At 39.4% G+C, this 18,107-nt stretch carries 16 protein-coding genes; 5 read left to right on the top strand and 11 right to left on the bottom strand.

The window, feature by feature from the left end:
- Positions 1 to 206 precede the first annotated feature (206 nt).
- From rpsU to hemW, 11 genes are all read right to left on the bottom strand, one after another.
- On the bottom strand, positions 207 to 401 hold the full coding sequence (rpsU, locus tag UXI14_RS08175; protein WP_277899885.1) for a 30S ribosomal protein S21: 195 nt from the start codon (positions 399 to 401) through the stop codon (positions 207 to 209).
- Between the two features lie 89 nt (positions 402 to 490).
- Entirely contained in the window at positions 491 to 1,741 is a 1,251-nt protein-coding gene (locus UXI14_RS08170) for an FAD-dependent oxidoreductase (RefSeq protein WP_335965715.1), read from the bottom strand.
- A gap of 2 nt (positions 1,742 to 1,743) precedes the next feature.
- Complete coding sequence (locus UXI14_RS08165) at positions 1,744 to 2,751, bottom strand: 4-hydroxyproline epimerase (protein ID WP_335965714.1); 1,008 nt, start codon at positions 2,749 to 2,751, stop codon at positions 1,744 to 1,746.
- A gap of 138 nt (positions 2,752 to 2,889) precedes the next feature.
- Entirely contained in the window at positions 2,890 to 4,623 is a 1,734-nt protein-coding gene (locus UXI14_RS08160) for a DUF885 domain-containing protein (protein ID WP_335965713.1), read from the bottom strand.
- Between the two features lies 1 nt (position 4,624).
- Complete coding sequence (locus UXI14_RS08155; protein ID WP_335965712.1) at positions 4,625 to 6,208, bottom strand: aldehyde dehydrogenase (NADP(+)); 1,584 nt, start codon at positions 6,206 to 6,208, stop codon at positions 4,625 to 4,627.
- A gap of 99 nt (positions 6,209 to 6,307) precedes the next feature.
- On the bottom strand, positions 6,308 to 7,237 hold the full coding sequence (locus UXI14_RS08150; protein ID WP_335965711.1) for a dihydrodipicolinate synthase family protein: 930 nt from the start codon (positions 7,235 to 7,237) through the stop codon (positions 6,308 to 6,310).
- Between the two features lie 171 nt (positions 7,238 to 7,408).
- On the bottom strand, positions 7,409 to 7,774 hold the full coding sequence (locus UXI14_RS08145) for an MmcQ/YjbR family DNA-binding protein (protein ID WP_335965710.1): 366 nt from the start codon (positions 7,772 to 7,774) through the stop codon (positions 7,409 to 7,411).
- Complete coding sequence (locus UXI14_RS08140; RefSeq protein WP_335965709.1) at positions 7,771 to 8,406, bottom strand: DUF4230 domain-containing protein; 636 nt, start codon at positions 8,404 to 8,406, stop codon at positions 7,771 to 7,773. Before UXI14_RS08140 ends, UXI14_RS08145 begins: the two co-directional genes overlap by 4 nt.
- Positions 8,403 to 8,756: a DUF4260 domain-containing protein gene (locus UXI14_RS08135; RefSeq protein ID WP_335965708.1), complete on the bottom strand. Its 354-nt coding sequence runs from the start codon at positions 8,754 to 8,756 to the stop codon at positions 8,403 to 8,405. Before UXI14_RS08135 ends, UXI14_RS08140 begins: the two co-directional genes overlap by 4 nt.
- On the bottom strand, positions 8,753 to 9,508 hold the full coding sequence (locus tag UXI14_RS08130; protein ID WP_335965707.1) for a cyclase family protein: 756 nt from the start codon (positions 9,506 to 9,508) through the stop codon (positions 8,753 to 8,755). The genes UXI14_RS08135 and UXI14_RS08130 overlap by 4 nt, the downstream gene beginning before the upstream one ends.
- 38 nt (positions 9,509 to 9,546) lie before the next feature.
- Positions 9,547 to 10,686: a radical SAM family heme chaperone HemW gene (hemW, locus tag UXI14_RS08125; protein ID WP_335965706.1), complete on the bottom strand. Its 1,140-nt coding sequence runs from the start codon at positions 10,684 to 10,686 to the stop codon at positions 9,547 to 9,549.
- A gap of 493 nt (positions 10,687 to 11,179) precedes the next feature.
- Here hemW and UXI14_RS08120 point away from each other — a divergent pair, with 493 nt between their 5' ends.
- The 5 genes from UXI14_RS08120 to UXI14_RS08100 all read left to right on the top strand — a co-directional run bounded on the left by UXI14_RS08120 (position 11,180) and on the right by UXI14_RS08100 (position 17,996).
- Positions 11,180 to 11,776 (top strand): 30S ribosomal protein S16, encoded by a 597-nt coding sequence (locus UXI14_RS08120; RefSeq protein ID WP_335965705.1) that lies wholly within the window; start codon positions 11,180 to 11,182, stop codon positions 11,774 to 11,776.
- 10 nt (positions 11,777 to 11,786) lie between these two features.
- Positions 11,787 to 12,311, top strand: a complete 525-nt coding sequence (gene rimM / locus UXI14_RS08115; RefSeq protein WP_335965704.1) for a ribosome maturation factor RimM — start codon at positions 11,787 to 11,789, stop codon at positions 12,309 to 12,311.
- Between the two features lie 22 nt (positions 12,312 to 12,333).
- Positions 12,334 to 13,053: a methyltransferase gene (locus UXI14_RS08110; RefSeq protein ID WP_335965703.1), complete on the top strand. Its 720-nt coding sequence runs from the start codon at positions 12,334 to 12,336 to the stop codon at positions 13,051 to 13,053.
- A gap of 316 nt (positions 13,054 to 13,369) precedes the next feature.
- The gene (locus UXI14_RS08105) at positions 13,370 to 16,345 is read left to right on the top strand and encodes a TonB-dependent receptor (protein ID WP_335965702.1); all 2,976 of its coding nucleotides are present in this window, start codon (positions 13,370 to 13,372) and stop codon (positions 16,343 to 16,345) included.
- Positions 16,346 to 16,361: 16 nt separating this feature from the next.
- The gene (locus UXI14_RS08100; protein WP_335965701.1) at positions 16,362 to 17,996 is read left to right on the top strand and encodes a RagB/SusD family nutrient uptake outer membrane protein; all 1,635 of its coding nucleotides are present in this window, start codon (positions 16,362 to 16,364) and stop codon (positions 17,994 to 17,996) included.
- Positions 17,997 to 18,107 lie beyond the last annotated feature (111 nt).

The raw sequence follows: 18,107 nt of genomic DNA, 5'->3' as shown, positions 1-18,107 counted from the left end.
AGACTCCCCAAAACCAATAAATAAAAAATACAATCAGTAAAAAAGCAAGCAGCCTAAAAAAACTGATTATGACCAGTGTTTTTTTGACTGCCGTATATTGTTGATTAAAAAGCTGAAGCTTATTTTTATAATATTGGGACGGGTTTTTCATTTAGCATATTTAGGCATTAAAGCTACTAAATATTCTACATGTAACCGCCATTTAATTATTCTTCTAAACTACGGAGGTATTTCTCTTTATAAGCTGCTTTTTGTTTTATTTCTCTTCTTGCTTGAGAAGGTTTGGTATATTGTTGTCTTTCCCGTAACTCCTGAAGCACTTTGGTTTTTTTATATTTTCTTTTAAACCTTTTAAGCGCCCTTTCAATATTCTCACCTTCTTTGATAACTGTTTTTAACATATATTTATTTATAAGATTATACTATGTATAATATAAAAGAATAATCGAGAAAATATGTTAAATAAGGTTAAAAAATTAAATTTTTAAGGCTAAAACTTCCTGTCTGGATGAAAAGCATCAATATTCATGGATAATTTCTTCCCGTCAATAATTTCAGAAACCAATTTTCCTGTTGCCGGACCCAAGCTCCACCCCATCATGGCATGCCCGGTTGCAAAGGTAATGTTCTTGTATTTTGAAGAACACCCAATATAAGGAAGCCCGTCGGGCGACACGGGGCGTAACCCGCTTTGAGCATTGTTTTTTTCATCGGGAGTAATTTCAATTTCCGGATAATAAGCTTTGGCGGCACGGGCAATGGCCTCGACACGTTCTTTGCGTATGGTCTTATTGATTCCTGAAAATTCCATGGTTCCAGCAAATCGCGTAAACCCGTTCATGGGCGTCATGGCGGCTTTGGCTTCCATTAAAATAGCGGGCAACTCAATGCCAGTAGGTCTGTGCAAATCAATTCGGTATCCCTTTCCTGCCTGAACGGGGAGCTTCAATCCTAGTTTTTTTGCCAGCCCTTCACTCCATGAACCGGCAGCAATTACCATTTCATCGGCATTGTAAAAAGCCTTATTTGTTTGTATGCTTTTTACTTTATTGCCGTCAATGACCATATTTTCAACAGTTTCGTTTGTTTTAATGGCAACACCATTTTTTTTAAGAAACGCTACCAGTTTGGGCATGATTTCGGTAGGCGTGCTATGTGCATCGCATTCGTAAAAAATGGCACCTTTGGCATCTATGGTTACGTTGGGTTCTAAAGCTTTTAAGTCATTTTTATCTACATGGCGGGCCTCCAATCCTTCTTTTTTGGCTTTTTCGGCAACCGCCATTTCACTTTCACCTGCCTTATCTGTTTTGTATAACATTAAAAGGCCTTTGTGCTCCCAATGAAATTGCCCCAAATCTCCAGAGGTTATCAAATCTTTGTACAATGTTCTGCTTAAAACATTAATTTCGCTAATTACCGGAATGGCTTTAGCTACCTTTTCGGGGGTCGACGATTTATGGAAATACCACGACCATTTAAAAAAGTCGGCATCCCAACGAGGTTTCATATAAAAGGGACTGGAAGAATTGAACATCCATTTAATTCCTTTGGCAATCATTCCCGGCGATGCCAAAGGGATAATATGACTTGGTGTAATATACCCGGCATTTACAAAAGAAGCTCCTTCAGAAATATCCGATTTATCGATAACCGTTACCTGGTGCCCTTCTTTTTGAAGGTAATACGCAGATGAAAGGCCTATAATCCCGCCCCCGATAATAACAATATTTTTTTGCATATTTAAATTACTTGAAACCCGTGTGCATACGGATCGTCGTCGTCAATAATGATGTTGTTGTATCCATAAACCCTTGCCCAGCCTTGAATGCTTGGCACAATGGCTTTCTTGCCCGCTAAGGTAGTTTCTTTTTCAATGTTACCAATAAATTGCGAACCAATAAAACTCTCGTGCACAAAATCGTCTCCCGGCTTTAGTAACCCTTTGGTATACCATTGTGCCATTCGTGCCGATGTGCCGGTGCCACACGGCGAACGGTCAATGGCCTTATCGCCATAAAAAACGGCATTTCTGGCCGTAGATTTTGGGTTAATGGTGTTTCCGGTCCAAAGCATATGGCTTACCCCGTTTATGGTTGCATCTTCTGGGTGCACAAACATTTCCTTGTACTTTGTGTTGATTTTTTGGCGGACTTCCTGACTAAAATGAATCAGTTCACTTGCCGAAAAATCATGAACCCCCGAAAAGTTCTTTTGCGGGTCTACAATGGCATAAAAATTTCCGCCATAGGCAACATCAAAAACCAGTTCGCCCAAACCACTGCATTCAATGGTCAGTTCCGTAGCTGCCAAATACGACTTCACGTTGGTCAATTTTACCCAGTCCACTTTTTTTCCGGTTTGCTGGTAGTCAATTTCAATCAAACCGGCGGGAGCTTCCATGCGGATTTTACCGGGAATTTTTGGCGTTACCAAACCTTCTTCAATGGCAATGGTAATCGTGCCAATGGTTCCATGCCCGCACATGGGCAAACAACCGCTGGTTTCAATAAAAATAATTCCAAAATCGTTTTCGGGATTATTCGGGGGGTACAAAATGCTCCCGCTCATCATGTCATGCCCGCGGGGCTCGAACATCAATCCTTTGCGGATCCAGTCGAATTCCTTCATAAAATGTTGCCGCTTTTCACTCATGTTCTTGCCGTCCAAATTAGGACCGCCACCGGCAATTACCCGTACCGGATTACCACAGGTATGGGCATCTACACAAAAAAAAGTTTTTCTTGCCATTAATTTTTCTTCTCCTTTATGTAAGTAGCATGTATGCTTGCGTATTGCTGTTGCCCGCTTTCACAACTACACGCCCCGGCATTTCATGACCGGGGGCGGGATAGATTTGTTCAATCGGGGCTATAAGCCATTGTTTGCCTACTCCTTTTTCTTTTTAATATACTTGTTAACCCGTCTCTCTAAAATAGGTAAGGTTACGGTACCTTGCCCTAAAATTATTTCGTGGAATTCCCGGATGTCAAAATCGGATCCCAGTTCTTTTTTGGTCTTTTTCCTAAGTTCCCTAATTTTCAGCTCGCCCATTTTATACGAGATGGCCTGCCCAGGCCATGCAATATAGCGGTCGGTTTCGGTATTGATTTCATGTTCAGACAAGGCCGTGTTCGATTTCATATAATCTACCACCTGATTGCGTGTCCAGCCCTTGGCATGAATTCCCGTGTCTACCACCAGCCGGCAGGCGCGCCACATTTCGTATGTAAGCTTCCCAAATTCTTCGTAAGGGGTTGTATAAATGCCCATTTCATCAGCCAAAAACTCGGTATAAAGTGCCCAGCCTTCGCCATATGCCGATAAATACATATGCTTGCGGAATTTTGGAATGCTGTCGCCCATTTCATTATTAAGCGACCCCTGTAAATGATGCCCCGGAACGGCCTCATGCGCCGTTAACGCAGGAAGGTTGTACAAAGGCCTACTTTCCAATTTGTATGTGTTTACCAGGTAATAACCGGGCTCAGTACTTCTCGATGTTCCCGAATACCGGCCTCCCGTATATTTTGGTGCAATGGCATCGGGGACTTTAATTACTCCATAAGGTTTTCTTGGCAGGGTTTTAAAATATTTGGGAAGCTCGGCATCGATGCGTTTTGCAATATCCCGGGCTTCTTTTAGCAACTCCCTTCCCGTGCTTACATAAAACTGTTTGTCGGTTCGCAAAAACTCCAAAAATTCTTCAAAACTGCCTTTAAAGCCTACTTTTTCAATAATTTTTTCCATTTCGGCTTTAATCCGAGCCACTTCCTGCAAACCTAATTTGTGAATATCATCGGCAGTATATGCTTTGGAAGTCGTGTAAAAATCAATACGGTTTTGATAAAATTCTTTTCCGCCCGGCGTTTCAGAAACACCAATTGCCGTTCGGGTGTTTGGGATGTACTCTTCTTCAAAAAACGTTTTCACTTTTTTAAACGAAGGCACCACACTTTTTTCAATCGCTTCTGTTGCTGCTGCTAATACCGAATCTTTTTGGGCTTCCGTCATTGTTTCCGGAAGTTTTTTAAAAGGCGAATAAAAATAACTTTCAGAAGCATTGGTTACAATATGTTCGTTATAAGTAGTTTCGTAACCCTTAAAAATAACCTTGGGTTGCGATATCCCTTTTTTAATGCCTTCGCGGATTAAAACCAAGTTTTGATCAACAAAATTTGGAATGTCGTTCAGGAGATTTAAATATTCTCGGGCATCATCATAACTCAAGATCGGTTTTACACGATAATTCAAGTTTAAATGAAACCCTTGATCTGCCTGAATAGGATTTAGGAACATTTCATAATCGTAAAAATCTACACGGTCCTGAAGTTTGAATTTAAGTAATTCCCATGAAATCAATTCGGTTTCAGACAAGTTGGATGTATCAATTTTATTCAGCTTTTCTAGTTGTTGCTTGGCAAAATCGGCATCTTTTTTATAAAGTTCTTTTTCAAAACGCCCCAAAGGGTGTTCTTCCCGATTGTACAGCTCAAAGTTTTCAACGGTATCGATTACGGCCGTCAACGCATCAGAAGGTGTATGCTGTTTTCTGTTATTGGTACACGAACCAAGTATAAAGCCGGTTGTCAAGCATAAAAGTAAAAAGCTGTTTTTTATCATATTAAACCTTTTTATCTGTATAAATTCCGTTTACAATACGTGTAATTTGTAGCGGGTTTTCGTTTTTTAAAGCATCGGGCAACAGCTCCAATGGCCAATTTTGGTATGCCACGGGACGCACCCATCTTTTTACGGCCGAAACTCCAACAGATGTATATTTGACATCGGTAGTTGCAGGAAACGGACCTCCGTGGTGCATTGCCGGACAAACTTCTACCCCTGTTGGGACACTGTTGAGAATGAGTCGGCCTACTTTTTCCTTTAAAGCATCTACAATTTTGGATTTTTGAGTTAATTCTTCGGCATTTCCTAAAATGGTTCCCGTTAACTGTCCTTCCAAAGCATTCAGTACATTTTCCAGTTCGGTATCGTTTTCACATTGAACTATAATAGAATATGGCCCAAAAACCTCTTGGTGCAATACCGTGTTGTTTAAAAATACATTGCCATCAACGGTTAAAACCTTGGCCTTTCCGTAGTTTGGGTTTGCTTTGCCTGTGTAAGCGGCTACTTCTTTTGTCTGCGCTTGCGAAGAAGCGGTTTCCATGCCTGTCTTGTATGCTTTATGGATATTTGGGTGTAACATGGGCGTGGGTTCGATTTGAGAAATTTCTTTGCCCAAGGTGTTTATAAACTTTGTAAGTGCATCGCTTTTAACCCCAAGAATCAATCCCGGATTGGTACAAAATTGCCCGGCGCCTAAAGTAATGGAGCCTGCATATTGCTTTGCCCAAAAATCCCCCTTTTCCATTAAAGCCGATGGAAAAGCAATCACCGGATTGATGCTTCCCATTTCTGCATACACGGGAATAGGCTCTTTTCGTTGAGAAGCAAGTTCGTACAATGCCGTTCCTCCTTTTATGCTTCCCGTAAAACCAACGGCCTTTATTTTTGGGTGCATGACCAATTGTTTGCCTACTTTAATGCCTTTGCTGTTTATGTTTGAAAAAACACCTTTTGGCATTCCCGTTTTTTCGGCAGCTTTGGTAATGGCCGCCGATACCAACTCGCCTGTGGCCGCATGCATGGGATGACTTTTTACAATTACGGGGCATCCGGCGGCCAAAGCGCTTGCCGTATCGCCACCTGCCGTAGAAAATGCCAAAGGAAAATTACTGGCTCCAAATACCACAACGGGACCTATTGGGAACTGCATTTTCCTGATATCGGGTTTTGGCAATGGTTGTCTTTCGGGTTGGGCTGTGTCTATAATAGCTTCCACCCAAGAGCCTTCTTCCAAGAGCGTTGCAAAGGCACGCAATTGCCCCATGGTCCTTCCGCGTTCACCTTTGGCCCTGCCTTCGGGTAAACCGGATTCTGCTGTATACGTTTCAATTAAACTATCTCCCAAGGCTTCAATCTCATCGGCAATGGCATTTAAAAAGGCTGCTTTTTTTGCCCCAGAACAACTTTTATATTCCTTGAATGCTTCAACAGCCAAAGAAACAGCTTCGTTTATTTCGTCTGAAGTTGCCTCTTTGAACGCCCACGGGGTCTCTTTGTTTAGAACCGGGTTGAAGGTTTTGTAGGTAATTGTTCCTTTTGATGAGGTTTTGTTTCCTATAAAATTCTTTCCTGTAATCATTTTAAAATTTTTTCCTGCAAAGTCTTTTTTTAACCTTGTAGGGATTAGTATTGTTTTGAATACCTACAAGGTTTTTGGAGCCTTGCAGGAGGCATAGCCTTATACTGCCGTTGCTTTCAATGCTTTGTAATTTGGTAGTTGCGGACGGCTTTTTACACCTTCTTCTATAATTTTTAATACACGCTTGCGCTCCTCGCCTTGTAATGGCAATCTTGGAGCCCTAACGGTTTCTGTACCTATTTTGGTTGCAACTTCGGCCAATTTGATGTTTTGTACCAACTGCGGACTAATATCCAGCTCTAACAAAGGTAAAAACCAACGGTAAATAGCAATAGCCGCTTCGTTTTTCCCTGCTTTTGCCAATTCATAAATGGCTACGGTTTCGGCAGGAAATGCACAAACCAAGCCTGCAACCCAGCCATCGGCACCCATAAAAATGCTTTCAAGGCCTAAGGTATCAACCCCGGTGAGTACTTTTAAACGGTCTCCAAACCTGTTTTTTATCCGGGTTACATTAGAAATATCTCTTGTAGACTCTTTCACTGCCTGGATATTGTTGCACTTCAACAATTCCTCAAACATGTCCAAGGTCACTTCAATATTATAATCAACAGGGTTGTTGTATATCATAATGGGGAGGTCGGTACTGTTGGCCACTTCCTTAAAATAAGTAACGGTTTCAAAGTCGTTTGCCTTGTAGCGCATAGGCGGGAGCATCATGAGTCCGCTTGCCCCGTTTTCTTTGGCTATTGCAGCGGCTTCAATTGCGCCTTTTGTGGTTTGCTCGGCAATGTTGATTATTACCGGGATTTTATGGTCCACGATGCGGACCGTTTCTTTTATTAAAGTGACTTTTTCATCATCGGTCAAAGTACTTGCTTCCCCCAAAGTTCCGCCCAAAATAATTCCGGTTACACCAGCATCGAGTTGCGCTTTGATGTTTACCTCAAACATTTTTAAGTCTAATGTATCATTCTCATTAAACTTTGTAGTTACTGCCGGCATTACGCCTTCCCATTTTACTTGCATATTTCTTGTATTTTATGTTCTTCACAAAAATTCAATACAAAATTACCGTAATGAATCGGGCAAAAATTCAAGCATTTTATCCAAAACCATGCAAATATTACCCTATTTTGGTGTTTTATGCTGTTGGATGAGTGAATAAGGTAACATTTTAAAATGAAGAAAAGTTAAATGCTATTCCCATATTTCCTTTTGAAGTTTTTTGGGCAGGCCTTTTACTACCATTTCATAGGAATGATCTATGAGCTCCCTTAAAAATTCCGGACTTATTTCATTGGAGTTTAAAGAAACCGTGTTCCAATGTGTTTTACTCATATGATAGCCAGGATTGATGCTTTTATAAGAAGCCCTTAATTCAGCGGCCTTGTCCGGATCGCATTTTAAGTTGATGCTTTTTTCGCCTTTTTCCCATTTTTCCAAGCCGCATAGCGCAAACATTTTTCCGGCGACCTTAAAAACCAATGTGTTTTTATCAAAGGGAAAATCTTCGGTTACTGCTTTTTTTGCGGTGCAATATTGGTATAGTTCCTCTATGTTCATTTGTCTTTTTTTGTATGTTCCTTTAAAATACTTTTTTGATCGATTTCGAGGGCTTTATAGTCCAGTTTCCAGCCAATGGCCTGTACCATGCTTTCAATCATATGCACGGCATCCAAAGCTTCTTTTTTGGCCGAGTCCAAAAGTCCGCTGTCCGGAATTTTTTTCAGGATGTGTTCTTTGGCTTCGCTGTTTATGGCCGAAAGGTCGTCGGATTTAAACCAGTTAAAAAGCCCTTCTTTGATATCGTAATATTTTACATCGGGTTCAATGCTGAGCACTTCCGGTTGCGGGAAATCCGTTAAAATGATTTTTTTTGTATCGGGGTCGGCATGCATTTCTATCTTTTTAAGGTCGAAACCTATGTTTACCTTGGCATTTATAACCAACAAAGCCTTTTTTTTACTGCTGATGAGGCGCATAAAATGCTCCCGTACATTTTCATAATGGTAAATCTCTGCAAATTCGCCTTCAACAGTTATCAATTTATAAACGTTCCTTATTTTTTCCAACAAAATAACGGATTGCCTTTCGGTATTTTCTGTTGATTTTTTCTTTTTAAAAACCGTAAACAGCCAATACGAGCCAAAAACCCCTAATAACAAGCCTACCGATATTTGAACAATGTCGCTCATTGATTTCCTATTTTTCCTAAATGTGTGTTATTAAAATTATCCTTGTATTTCAAGCCATAGCCCAGCATTCTGTCGAACGATGCGTGGGCAAACAATATTATCCCGACAAATTGAAGCCATTCGCTTTGTTGCCATATTCCCACAAAATATAAAACCAATGCTATTCCCTTGTGATGAAACAAATTGTAAGTAAATGCTCCTGTTTTTTGATTGACAATATATCCAAAAATTCCAATATCCGGAACAAAGAAAAGGCCAATAAAAAACCACCAGCTTAACGAAAGTTTACTGAACATAAAAATGCCCAGTAACAACATTGCCAACTCTTCGAGTTTTAAACTGTACTTCATTTTTCAATTATTTTATACAAAATAGGTTTGCTGGGGGAGGCATCGTTTACAAAAGACGCTATTTGTAAATTTAAAAAAAAGGTTCCGTCCACAACATGATCGGGTACAAATATAAATTCGGTAATGGTGGCATCGAGCCGTTGTTTTTTGTTAAAGTTCCAAAAAGCTTTATGTGCCAATAATTTGCCTTCGTCTTTTTCTTTGTCTACCGAAGGGAGGTCTATCAATAAATGTTTTATGCCCTTTTCACGAAGGAACAATGCTGTTTCTTCTAGAAGATAAGGCGGATTGGTGTGCGAGTATTGATGGGTGAGTTTTTCTTCGGAATTTGGTAATGTACGTATTAAAACTGCTTCGGGCGAATTGTTTTTTAGCGCATTTTCAATCATTTTTTTGGTAATCACCTTATCTCCGTTTATTTCTTCGGGGGTTACCGAGATTAGTTCGGCCAAAAAGAAAAATCGTATCAGGCAATTGTTTATGCTATGAAATTCCTTTGTGATATGGCCAATACACTCAGTATGTGTGCCATGCGCATGCGGGTTAAAAAAAATATTGTTGAAATTGGTCGAGGCCCCCGAAGCAACACTTCCCGTAAAATCGCCATCGGTAACCGGAGCTATTTCGGGCGGGCCTACATACCAGGCCGTGGGGTTGCTTTTTTCACCGCGAAGCGGAATGGAAACATCAATGGGTTTGGAAACATCTATTGTATATGTGTCCTGATTGGTTTTTATAGTGGTTTTAATCATATTTTCACAAATTAAAACTTGTTTTAATGCCCTGTTTTTTATGCAATATCTTTTAGCATAAATAAGTCGGAAGCAATACCGTCGGCCAGGAATTTTCCTTTTTTCCCGGTTTTAAGGGTCTGTTTATTATCAGTAAAAGTTAACAAATCTTCTTTAATATATCTAGCTGCCTGTTTTAAAAGATAATCTTTGTAGGGTTTTCCATATTTGTTTTCAATTTTATGTAAGGAAATTCCCCAGATGGTCCGTAAACCGGTCATTACAGCCTCGTTGTACCGATCGGTAACCGATAATCTTTCCGTTTCTTTAGGCAAAACGCCATTATGGATGCTGTTAAGGTATTTAGTGTTGTTGTTTATGTTCCAACTACGGTTTTTGCCATCAAAGCTATGTGCAGAAGGGCCAATCCCCATATATTTTTTGCCAAGCCAATAGGCAGTATTGTTCCTGCTAAAGTAACCTTCTTTGCCAAAGTTGGAGAGCTCGTAATGTACAAAACCTTTTTTTTCGAGCATTTCTACAAGAATTTCAAAATGTTGCTGTGCCAATTCATCATCCACATCGGGCATGGCGCCCGTTTTTATAAACTTTGCCAAAGCCGTTTTGGGCTCGACGGTAAGTGCATAACTGGAAATATGTGGAATATTGAAAGACAAGGCCGTGTGGATGTTTTTTTTCCATTTTTCTACAGACATGTGTTGAATGCCGTAAATTAAATCAATAGAAATATTAGAAAAATATTTTGTGGCATTATCCAAACAGCGAAGTGCTTCCTTGGCATTATGGGCACGGTTCATAAGTTTTAAATCGTCTTCAAAAAAAGATTGCACGCCAATGCTCAACCGGTTTATTTTTGTTTGGGCCAATGCCTTGATTTTTTCACTGCTCAGGTCGTCTGGATTGGCTTCCAGCGTAATTTCCGGTTTTGCATCAACTTTGTAATTACTATAAATGGTGCCGATTAAAAAATTAATTTCATCAACCAAAAGAAGGCTCGGTGTGCCGCCACCAAAATAAATGGTTTCAATTTTTTCTGAAAATTCCTCTTTTCTTGTAATAATTTCTTTGGCCAATGCCTCGATCATTTCGGTTTTCTTTTTCATGGAAGTCGAAAAATGAAAATCGCAATAATGGCATGCCTGTTTACAAAAAGGTATATGGATATAAATTCCGGCCATGATACAAAAGTATTACTTTGGCGCTAGATATATATTGTTTATTGGTTAATTACAAACAGGCAATTATGGGCGTGCCTTAAAAAAAGCCCGAAATTCGGGCTTTTTTAACTAAAGTCAACATAGCACAAGCATGTACCAAGTTGGGTTTAATGACTGTAGACAGGGGGGACGAGCAGGGCTCGACAAGTTTTGTCTAGGCAAACAATTTAATGTGAGCAAATATTTTTTGAATGTTTTTAAGGGAGAACTATTATAATAGTACAAAATATATCGAAAACTTCCATGTAAAATCCGTTGTTCATCATAAATATTAGTTTAGTTAACTCACAAAGCTTAAAATCATGTCTTTGATTCACAGTTTATTAAAACAAAAAAATATAATAATAGTTAGTTGTATACAATAAATAGCGTATATTTGCACCCGCTTTAGCCAAGTGGCGGGCGAATTTTATTATTAATAATAGGGGTCGTGAACCCCGCTAATTAATGGATTATGCCAGTAAAAATTAGATTACAAAGACACGGTAAAAAAGGAAAACCTTTTTATTGGGTAGTGGCGGCAGATGCCCGCTCAAAAAGAGATGGTAAGTTTCTTGAGAAACTAGGAACTTACAATCCAACAACAAATCCGGCTCAAATTGAATTAGATGTTGACGGATCTGTAAAGTGGCTTCAGAACGGTGCCCAGCCAACTGATACCGCTAGAAGAATTCTATCGTACAAAGGCGTTTTGTTGAAGCACCACTTGTTAGGTGGGGTAGCAAAAGGAGCTTTAACCGAAGAGGAAGCACAAAAGAAATTTGAAGCTTGGGTTGAAGAAAAAACCGGAAAAGTAGATGCTAAGAAAGAAGATTTAGTGAAAGCTAAAGAAGAAGCAAAAGCAAAAACTTTGGAAGCTGAAAAAGAAATTAATGCCAAGCGTATAGCTGCGGCTACTGAAGCCGAAGCAGAAGCTACGGCCGAAGCTGAAACTGAAGCCAAAGAAGAAGTAGCAGAAGAAGCTGCGCCAGAGGCCGAAGCAGAAGCTCAAGAGCCCGTTGCAGAAGAAGCTGCGGAAGAGGCTGAAGAAGAAAAGAAAGCAGACGCTTAATAATATTTACATGAGAAAAGAAGATTGCTTCTATCTCGGTAAAATAGTTAAAAAGTACGGCTTTAAAGGGGAGGTGCTGGCAAAGCTGGATACCGATGAACCCGAACTATACAAAAACTTGGAATCAGTATTTATTGCCATTGGCAATAATCTGGTTCCTTTTTTTATTGAAAAATCCTCGTTGCATAAATCCACCTTGTTGCGGATGCGTTTAGAGGATGTGGCTACAGAAGCCGAAGCCGAAGCTATTTTAAAAGCCGAACTCTATTTGCCATTGAAATTTTTGCCCAAGCTCTCGGGAAACAAATTTTACTTTCACGAGATTATTGGCTTTACAATGACCGATGTAAATTACGGAAAAGTAGGGGTTATTACTTCGGTGAACGACAATACCGCACAGGCTCTATTTGAAGTTGAAAATGAAGGGAAACAAATTTTAATCCCCATGAACGACGAATTTATACAAGAGGTCAATAGAGGTGCCAGGGAAATTATCGTTAAAACCCCCGAAGGTCTTATAGAGCTCTATTTATAGGCAATACCAAAGTTGTGCCCAAATGGCAAAAAAACCGTTCCAGTTTAAACAATTTTCAATTTATCAAGACCGCTGTGCCATGAAAGTGGGTACGGATGGTGTTCTTTTGGGGGCATGGGCCTCATTGGAAAGGCAGCCTTTTTCTGTTTTGGATATAGGTGCTGGTACCGGGCTGTTGTCTTTAATGATGGCGCAAAGAAGTGCCGCAGGACTTATCGATGCCATTGAAATAGACGACAATGCCTATGAGCAGTGCACGGAAAATTTCGAAGCATCGGCATGGAACGACCGTCTGTTTTGTTATCATGCGGGATTTGATGAATTTGTAGACGAAATAGACGATAAATATGATTTGATTATATCCAACCCACCATTTTATTCTGAAGCGGTAACTTCCGGCAGCATGCAAAGAGATGTGGCCAGGAACAACTTTTCATTACCCTTTGACGAATTGATAAAAGGGGTGGCCAAATTGCTGGATCCCAAAGGCGCATTTAATGTTGTTATCCCATACAAAGAAGAAGCAAATTTTAGAGAAACAGCCTCAAAATATAAGCTCTTCCCTTCCCGAATTACACATGTAAAAGGCAATGTTGACGCCGAAACCAAACGAAGCCTGTTGGAGTTTACATTTTCTAAATTGCCTAATTGTGTAAAAGATGAGCTGGTTATAGAGCATGCAAGACATGAGTATACAGCTGATTATGTTCAACTTACAAAAGATTTTTATTTAAAAATGTAGCATACCGGAGGAATTAAATTTATTTACGGATATATTGTTATAATTCATCTTTTGTTATATAAAATTGATTTTTCTTTAAAATTAATGGAATTATTTTGTGACAATCTTATTTTTTCGTAATATAGCATTTCATACTAAATCGTTTTAACACAAAATGGTCCTAACCGGCTGTTTTTTTAGCTGCTTCAGCTAAATCGTTTTAGCAATTGTTAAAAAATCAACTATATGAATGGTAGTTGAAAGTTGTGAAACCGATGGTTGTTGCGCTCTATAATAAAACGTTTTAGTATAATGTAATTTTTAACTAGCTACACAAATGAAAACAAATCTATTCAAGAGGTTTGTGTTGCCAATTGCATTGTTATGCTTTGGGTATACACAGGCACAGACAGTCTCAGGAACTGTATCAGATGAAAATGGCCCGCTACCGGGCGCAAACGTATTGGTTAAAGGAACAACCAATGGAACTCAAACAGATTTTGACGGAAATTACCAGCTTGCAGACGTACCAGACGATGCTACGCTGGTTTTCAGTTATGTCAGTTTTAAAACAAAGGAAGTTGCTGTTAACGGACAAATGACAATTAACGTTACACTACAGCCAGATACACAAGCGTTAGACGAAGTTGTGGTGGTAGGTTACGGTACGCAAAAGAAGAAGGAAATTACCTCTGCGGTTGCTTCGGTAAAGGCTGAAGACTTTAACCAGGGGGGGGTGCGATCTCCGATGGATTTAATTCAAGGTAAAGTTGCCGGACTGAATATTACAAGAACACAGGGGAACAACCCAAATTCTGGTACTTCGATTCAGTTACGAGGTGTTTCTTCGCTTTCTGGAGATATTGCGCCACTTATTGTAATAGATGGTATTCCTGGGGGGAATTTGGATCTTTTGCAGCAAGACGATATCGCCTCCATTGATGTGTTAAAAGACGGTTCCGCAGCAGCTATTTATGGAACTAGGGGTAATGCGGGGGTTATACTTATAACCACAAAGAAAGGAAAAAGTGGAGAGACTAGAACCGAGTATAATACGTATATTCAGCAAGAATTTGTAGACAAAAAACCTGATTATTTATCTGCTTCAGAATTTAGGGATTTGATTGCTCAAGGTGTTATAGATGAAGATCAGGATTTAGGGTATTCAACCGATTTGTATGATGAATTGTTGAACAAGGCAAATTTAAGTCAGTACCATAATTTATCGCTTTCGGGTGGAGGCGATAAAACAAGTTACAGAACATCGTTTTTCTATAATGATGCCGAAGGGATGCCTAAAGAGAATGAAAGAGAGCAATTTGGAGGACGTTTTAGCATTAACCATAAAGGTTTGCAGGACCTTTTGTCTATACAGTCCAACTTAGCGGCAAACTTTATCAATGCCAATTTGTTAGGAGGCGGAACAGGAACCGATGACAACCCTACCGGCGGAAATGGCGATTTTGAACAGGCAATCCAGCGTAATCCCACTGCGCCCATAAGAAATCCTGACGGAACCTTTTACGAAACCCAAGCATACAATAATTACAATCCACTTCACCGTTTGGCCGATAGAATATCTGAAAGAGAGCAAGAGATTATTTCGGCAGATTTGAGATTGACCCTTCAATTGGCAAAAGGATTGGATGCCAGTGTTTTTGGGTCGTATGTGCGTAATAATTTCAATGAAAGAAACTATCGTTCTAAAAACGATTGGGATCAAAGAGAATCCACACAATATATAGGTACAGGATATGCCAAAAAGCTTAATCATTTAAATTGGAGCAAGACACTGGAAACTACCATAGAATACAAAACCACTATCGGAGAGAATCATAACGTTGGAGCCATAGCTGGATATAGTTATCAATACAGCACTGTTGAAGAGTTCAGTGCAGACAATAGTGGATTTACTACTGATGGCTTTCTGGATTGGAATTTAGGCGCTGGAACTGCAATTAACAATACCCAACTGCCAAGACCAGACCTATACAGTTTTAAAGATGATAATACTTTAGTTGGTTTCTTCGGAAGGGTAAATTATGCATATAAAGATAAATATTATGCTCAATTCGTTCTACGTCGTGAAGGTTCTTCCCGATTTGGGGATAACAATAAATGGGGTAATTTCCCAGCGGCATCAATTGGATGGACAATCAGCGAAGAAAGCTTCTTAAAAGATGTCGATGCAATCAACAACTTAAAGTTAAGGGCTGGTTACGGGGTTACAGGTAATCAGGGCATACCAAACTACCAATCTTTGGTGACATTAAGCGATGGAGGTGTATATCCTCAATACGGAACTTATTACCAAACTTATGGAAATGCTAGAAATGCCAATCCAAATTTAAAATGGGAAGAAAAACACGAGTTGAACTTAGGATTGGATTTTGGCTTTTTACAGAATCGGTTATCGGGATCAATAGATCTATACCAAAGAAAAACCAAAGACCTTTTGTATAATTATACGGCACAACAACCGGCTTTTGTTAGAAATTCCATTTTCACCAATGTTGGAGAACTGGAAAACAAAGGTATCGAAGTCTTAATATCTGGAATTCCAATTAGCAATGAAAACTTTCAATGGAACGTACAATTTACAGGAAGTTATCAGCATAACGAATTAACAAAACTATCCGATGAAAATTTTCAGGCTAACTGGTTAGAGTTTGGTGCTTTGCCTTCACCTGGAAACTTAGGTAGGGCTATCCGATTAGAAGAAGGAGGTGCCGTAGGGAACTTTTACGGAAAACGTTATGCAGGTTTGACAGATGATGGTAAATGGTTGTTTTATAAAGCCGACGGTTCTACAGGTACAGCAAGCGAGATGAATGAAAATGACTTATCAATTATTGGAAACGGGGTCCCTAAATATTTGGCTTCCTTAAGTAATAGCTTTAAATATAAAAACTTCGATTTAACAATATTCTTTAGAGGAAAATTTGATTTCGATATCCTGAACACAAAGGATATGTACTTTGGTAATAAAAAATGGTTGCCAAATAACCTTTTAAAAAGTGCCATTACTAAGAACAACGATTTAGATGACGATCCACAATATTCAGATTATTACATAGAGCCGGGAGACTTTGTTAAGCTTGATAATATAACATTAGGGTACAATGTAGACCTTGAATCTAAATATTTACAAAGTATGCGTGTTTACGTAACAGGTAGAAACCTGGCAACGTTCACTAAATATAGTGGAATAGACCCTGAGTTGGAAGATACTGGGTTTACTACCGGGATAGATGGTAGAGATTTTTACCCAAGAACAAAAACTTGGACGATTGGTTTTAACTTCAGATTCTAAAACAAAAAATAAAATCATGAAAAAACATATAAACAAAATCCATAATGTATTAATAGCCGGGGTATTACTTTTCTCGGGTGCTTGTACCGATTTGGATGAAAACGTATATAGCGAATTAAAAGCAGACAATTTCTACAATGATGAAACAGAAGTTCTGCAAGGAGCATTAAGGCCCTTTACACATATGCAGGCTTGGTTGGCACCAACTGGAGGGAATGGTTTTTATTACCATAGCGAATTATCGGCCGATCAAGTGGCGTGGCCCCAAAAAGGGCGTCATGGATACGATGGCGGTGACCACTTTAGGCAACATTATCACACCTGGACTAGTAACGAAGGGAGAATGCGTGGTGCATGGGAGCTTATGTGGACCGGTGTTGGTTATGTAAATGGCGCTATTGAAGACATATCTGGGATTGAAAATCCAGAAGATATTGGGATGACATCAGATGAAATAAATTCTATTTTAGCCGAACTTTATGTACTCCGGGCATATCACTATATAAGAATGATGGACTTATGGGGAAATATTCCAATCGTTACCAAAAATGCAGCTAGTACACCTTTAAACCCTGCAACAGAACCAAGAAGCAAGGTTTTTGAATTCATAAAAACAGAATTGGAAACATATGTTCCGCAATTGCCTAAGTATTCCGAGGAATTAATAGGTAGGACTACGCAAACAGCTGGATATGCAATGCTTGCCGAGCTTTATTTAAATGCAGAAGAATGGTCGGGAACTCCTATGTGGGATGAATGTATAGCAGCATGCGATAAAATTATGAGCGGTGAGGCTGGAGGGTTAGGAGGTACTCCTAGACTAGCAGATGATATTCTTGAGACTTTTGGAAATACAAATCAAATGTCTCCAGAGAATTTGTATCAAATAGCATACAGTAGAAAAGGTGGTTTCACTTTCGATTGGGGAGGTTTCTATTTTGGATATGGAAACATGTCGGAGGCTTTAAATGTTGGATATTCCGGTTGGAATGCTTTCGTGGTTGTTCCTACTGCTTTTGATGCTTATGAAGACAATGACTTGCGTAAAGATGAATGGTTTTTGTTCGGTCCGCAATACAAATATGGAACCGAAGAACCAGTTTTAGGAACGGAAGAATACAATGGAGAACCATTGGTATACGTAAATAGTATCCGTAGGGAGAGCGAAGGCGATATGACCAGCGAAGGAAGTATGGCTGAAGGTGAAGAAAATAGCGGAGCCCGATTTAATAAATATAGGTCAGGAACCCTAGACGATGAAAATTATTGGGAAAACCATTATGTAATCTATCGGTTAACCGAGATATATTTTAATAAGGCTGAGGCAATCATGCGTAAAAATGGTGGTACTGCAACGCAAGAGGCAGTAGATTTAATCAATGCTTCAAGAAAAAGAGCTTTTTCTGATGAAGATTGGCCAAATGAAATGTATACTGCCGCTACTTTAACATTAGACGAGTTGTTGGCAGAACGCGGAAGAGAATTTATATTTGAAGGAAAGCGCCGTACAGACCTTATTCGTTTTGGAGAATATACAAATGGCTCATGGTGGGATCATGAACCTGATGGAGATCCAAATAAAAAGATTTATCCAGTGCCGGCAAATCAAATTGCTAATAATCCTAATTTGGAACAAAACCCAGGATATTAAAAACATTGTTCTTTATAATTAGTTAGTTGAGGATCCTCCCGTTTTTAGCATTAAAAGCGGGAGAATCACTTTTTTAGAGGGGTTTTCAATGGGAAAAGAGTATTTTTATAA

Source organism: Galbibacter sp. PAP.153, from assembly GCF_037029175.1.
In the GTDB taxonomy this organism is placed as follows: Bacteria; Bacteroidota; Bacteroidia; order Flavobacteriales; family Flavobacteriaceae; genus Galbibacter; species Galbibacter pacificus.
The sequence above is the reverse complement of the archived record's forward strand: the minus strand, read 5'-3'. Positions and strand labels throughout refer to the sequence as shown.

Coding starts and splice junctions, on each gene's coding strand:
- UXI14_RS08170 (WP_335965715.1), bottom strand. CDS start 1,741: ATGCAAAAAAATATTGTTATTATCGGGGGCGGGATTATAGGCCTTTCA.
- UXI14_RS08100 (WP_335965701.1), top strand. CDS start 16,362: ATGAAAAAACATATAAACAAAATCCATAATGTATTAATAGCCGGGGTA.
- UXI14_RS08135 (WP_335965708.1), bottom strand. CDS start 8,756: ATGAAGTACAGTTTAAAACTCGAAGAGTTGGCAATGTTGTTACTGGGC.
- UXI14_RS08165 (WP_335965714.1), bottom strand. CDS start 2,751: ATGGCAAGAAAAACTTTTTTTTGTGTAGATGCCCATACCTGTGGTAAT.
- UXI14_RS08155 (WP_335965712.1), bottom strand. CDS start 6,208: ATGATTACAGGAAAGAATTTTATAGGAAACAAAACCTCATCAAAAGGA.
- UXI14_RS08120 (WP_335965705.1), top strand. CDS start 11,180: ATGCCAGTAAAAATTAGATTACAAAGACACGGTAAAAAAGGAAAACCT.
- UXI14_RS08110 (WP_335965703.1), top strand. CDS start 12,334: ATGGCAAAAAAACCGTTCCAGTTTAAACAATTTTCAATTTATCAAGAC.
- UXI14_RS08105 (WP_335965702.1), top strand. CDS start 13,370: ATGAAAACAAATCTATTCAAGAGGTTTGTGTTGCCAATTGCATTGTTA.
- UXI14_RS08145 (WP_335965710.1), bottom strand. CDS start 7,774: ATGAACATAGAGGAACTATACCAATATTGCACCGCAAAAAAAGCAGTA.
- UXI14_RS08160 (WP_335965713.1), bottom strand. CDS start 4,623: ATGATAAAAAACAGCTTTTTACTTTTATGCTTGACAACCGGCTTTATA.
- hemW (WP_335965706.1), bottom strand. CDS start 10,686: ATGGCCGGAATTTATATCCATATACCTTTTTGTAAACAGGCATGCCAT.
- UXI14_RS08140 (WP_335965709.1), bottom strand. CDS start 8,406: ATGAGCGACATTGTTCAAATATCGGTAGGCTTGTTATTAGGGGTTTTT.
- UXI14_RS08130 (WP_335965707.1), bottom strand. CDS start 9,508: ATGATTAAAACCACTATAAAAACCAATCAGGACACATATACAATAGAT.
- UXI14_RS08150 (WP_335965711.1), bottom strand. CDS start 7,237: ATGCAAGTAAAATGGGAAGGCGTAATGCCGGCAGTAACTACAAAGTTT.
- rimM (WP_335965704.1), top strand. CDS start 11,787: ATGAGAAAAGAAGATTGCTTCTATCTCGGTAAAATAGTTAAAAAGTAC.
- rpsU (WP_277899885.1), bottom strand. CDS start 401: ATGTTAAAAACAGTTATCAAAGAAGGTGAGAATATTGAAAGGGCGCTT.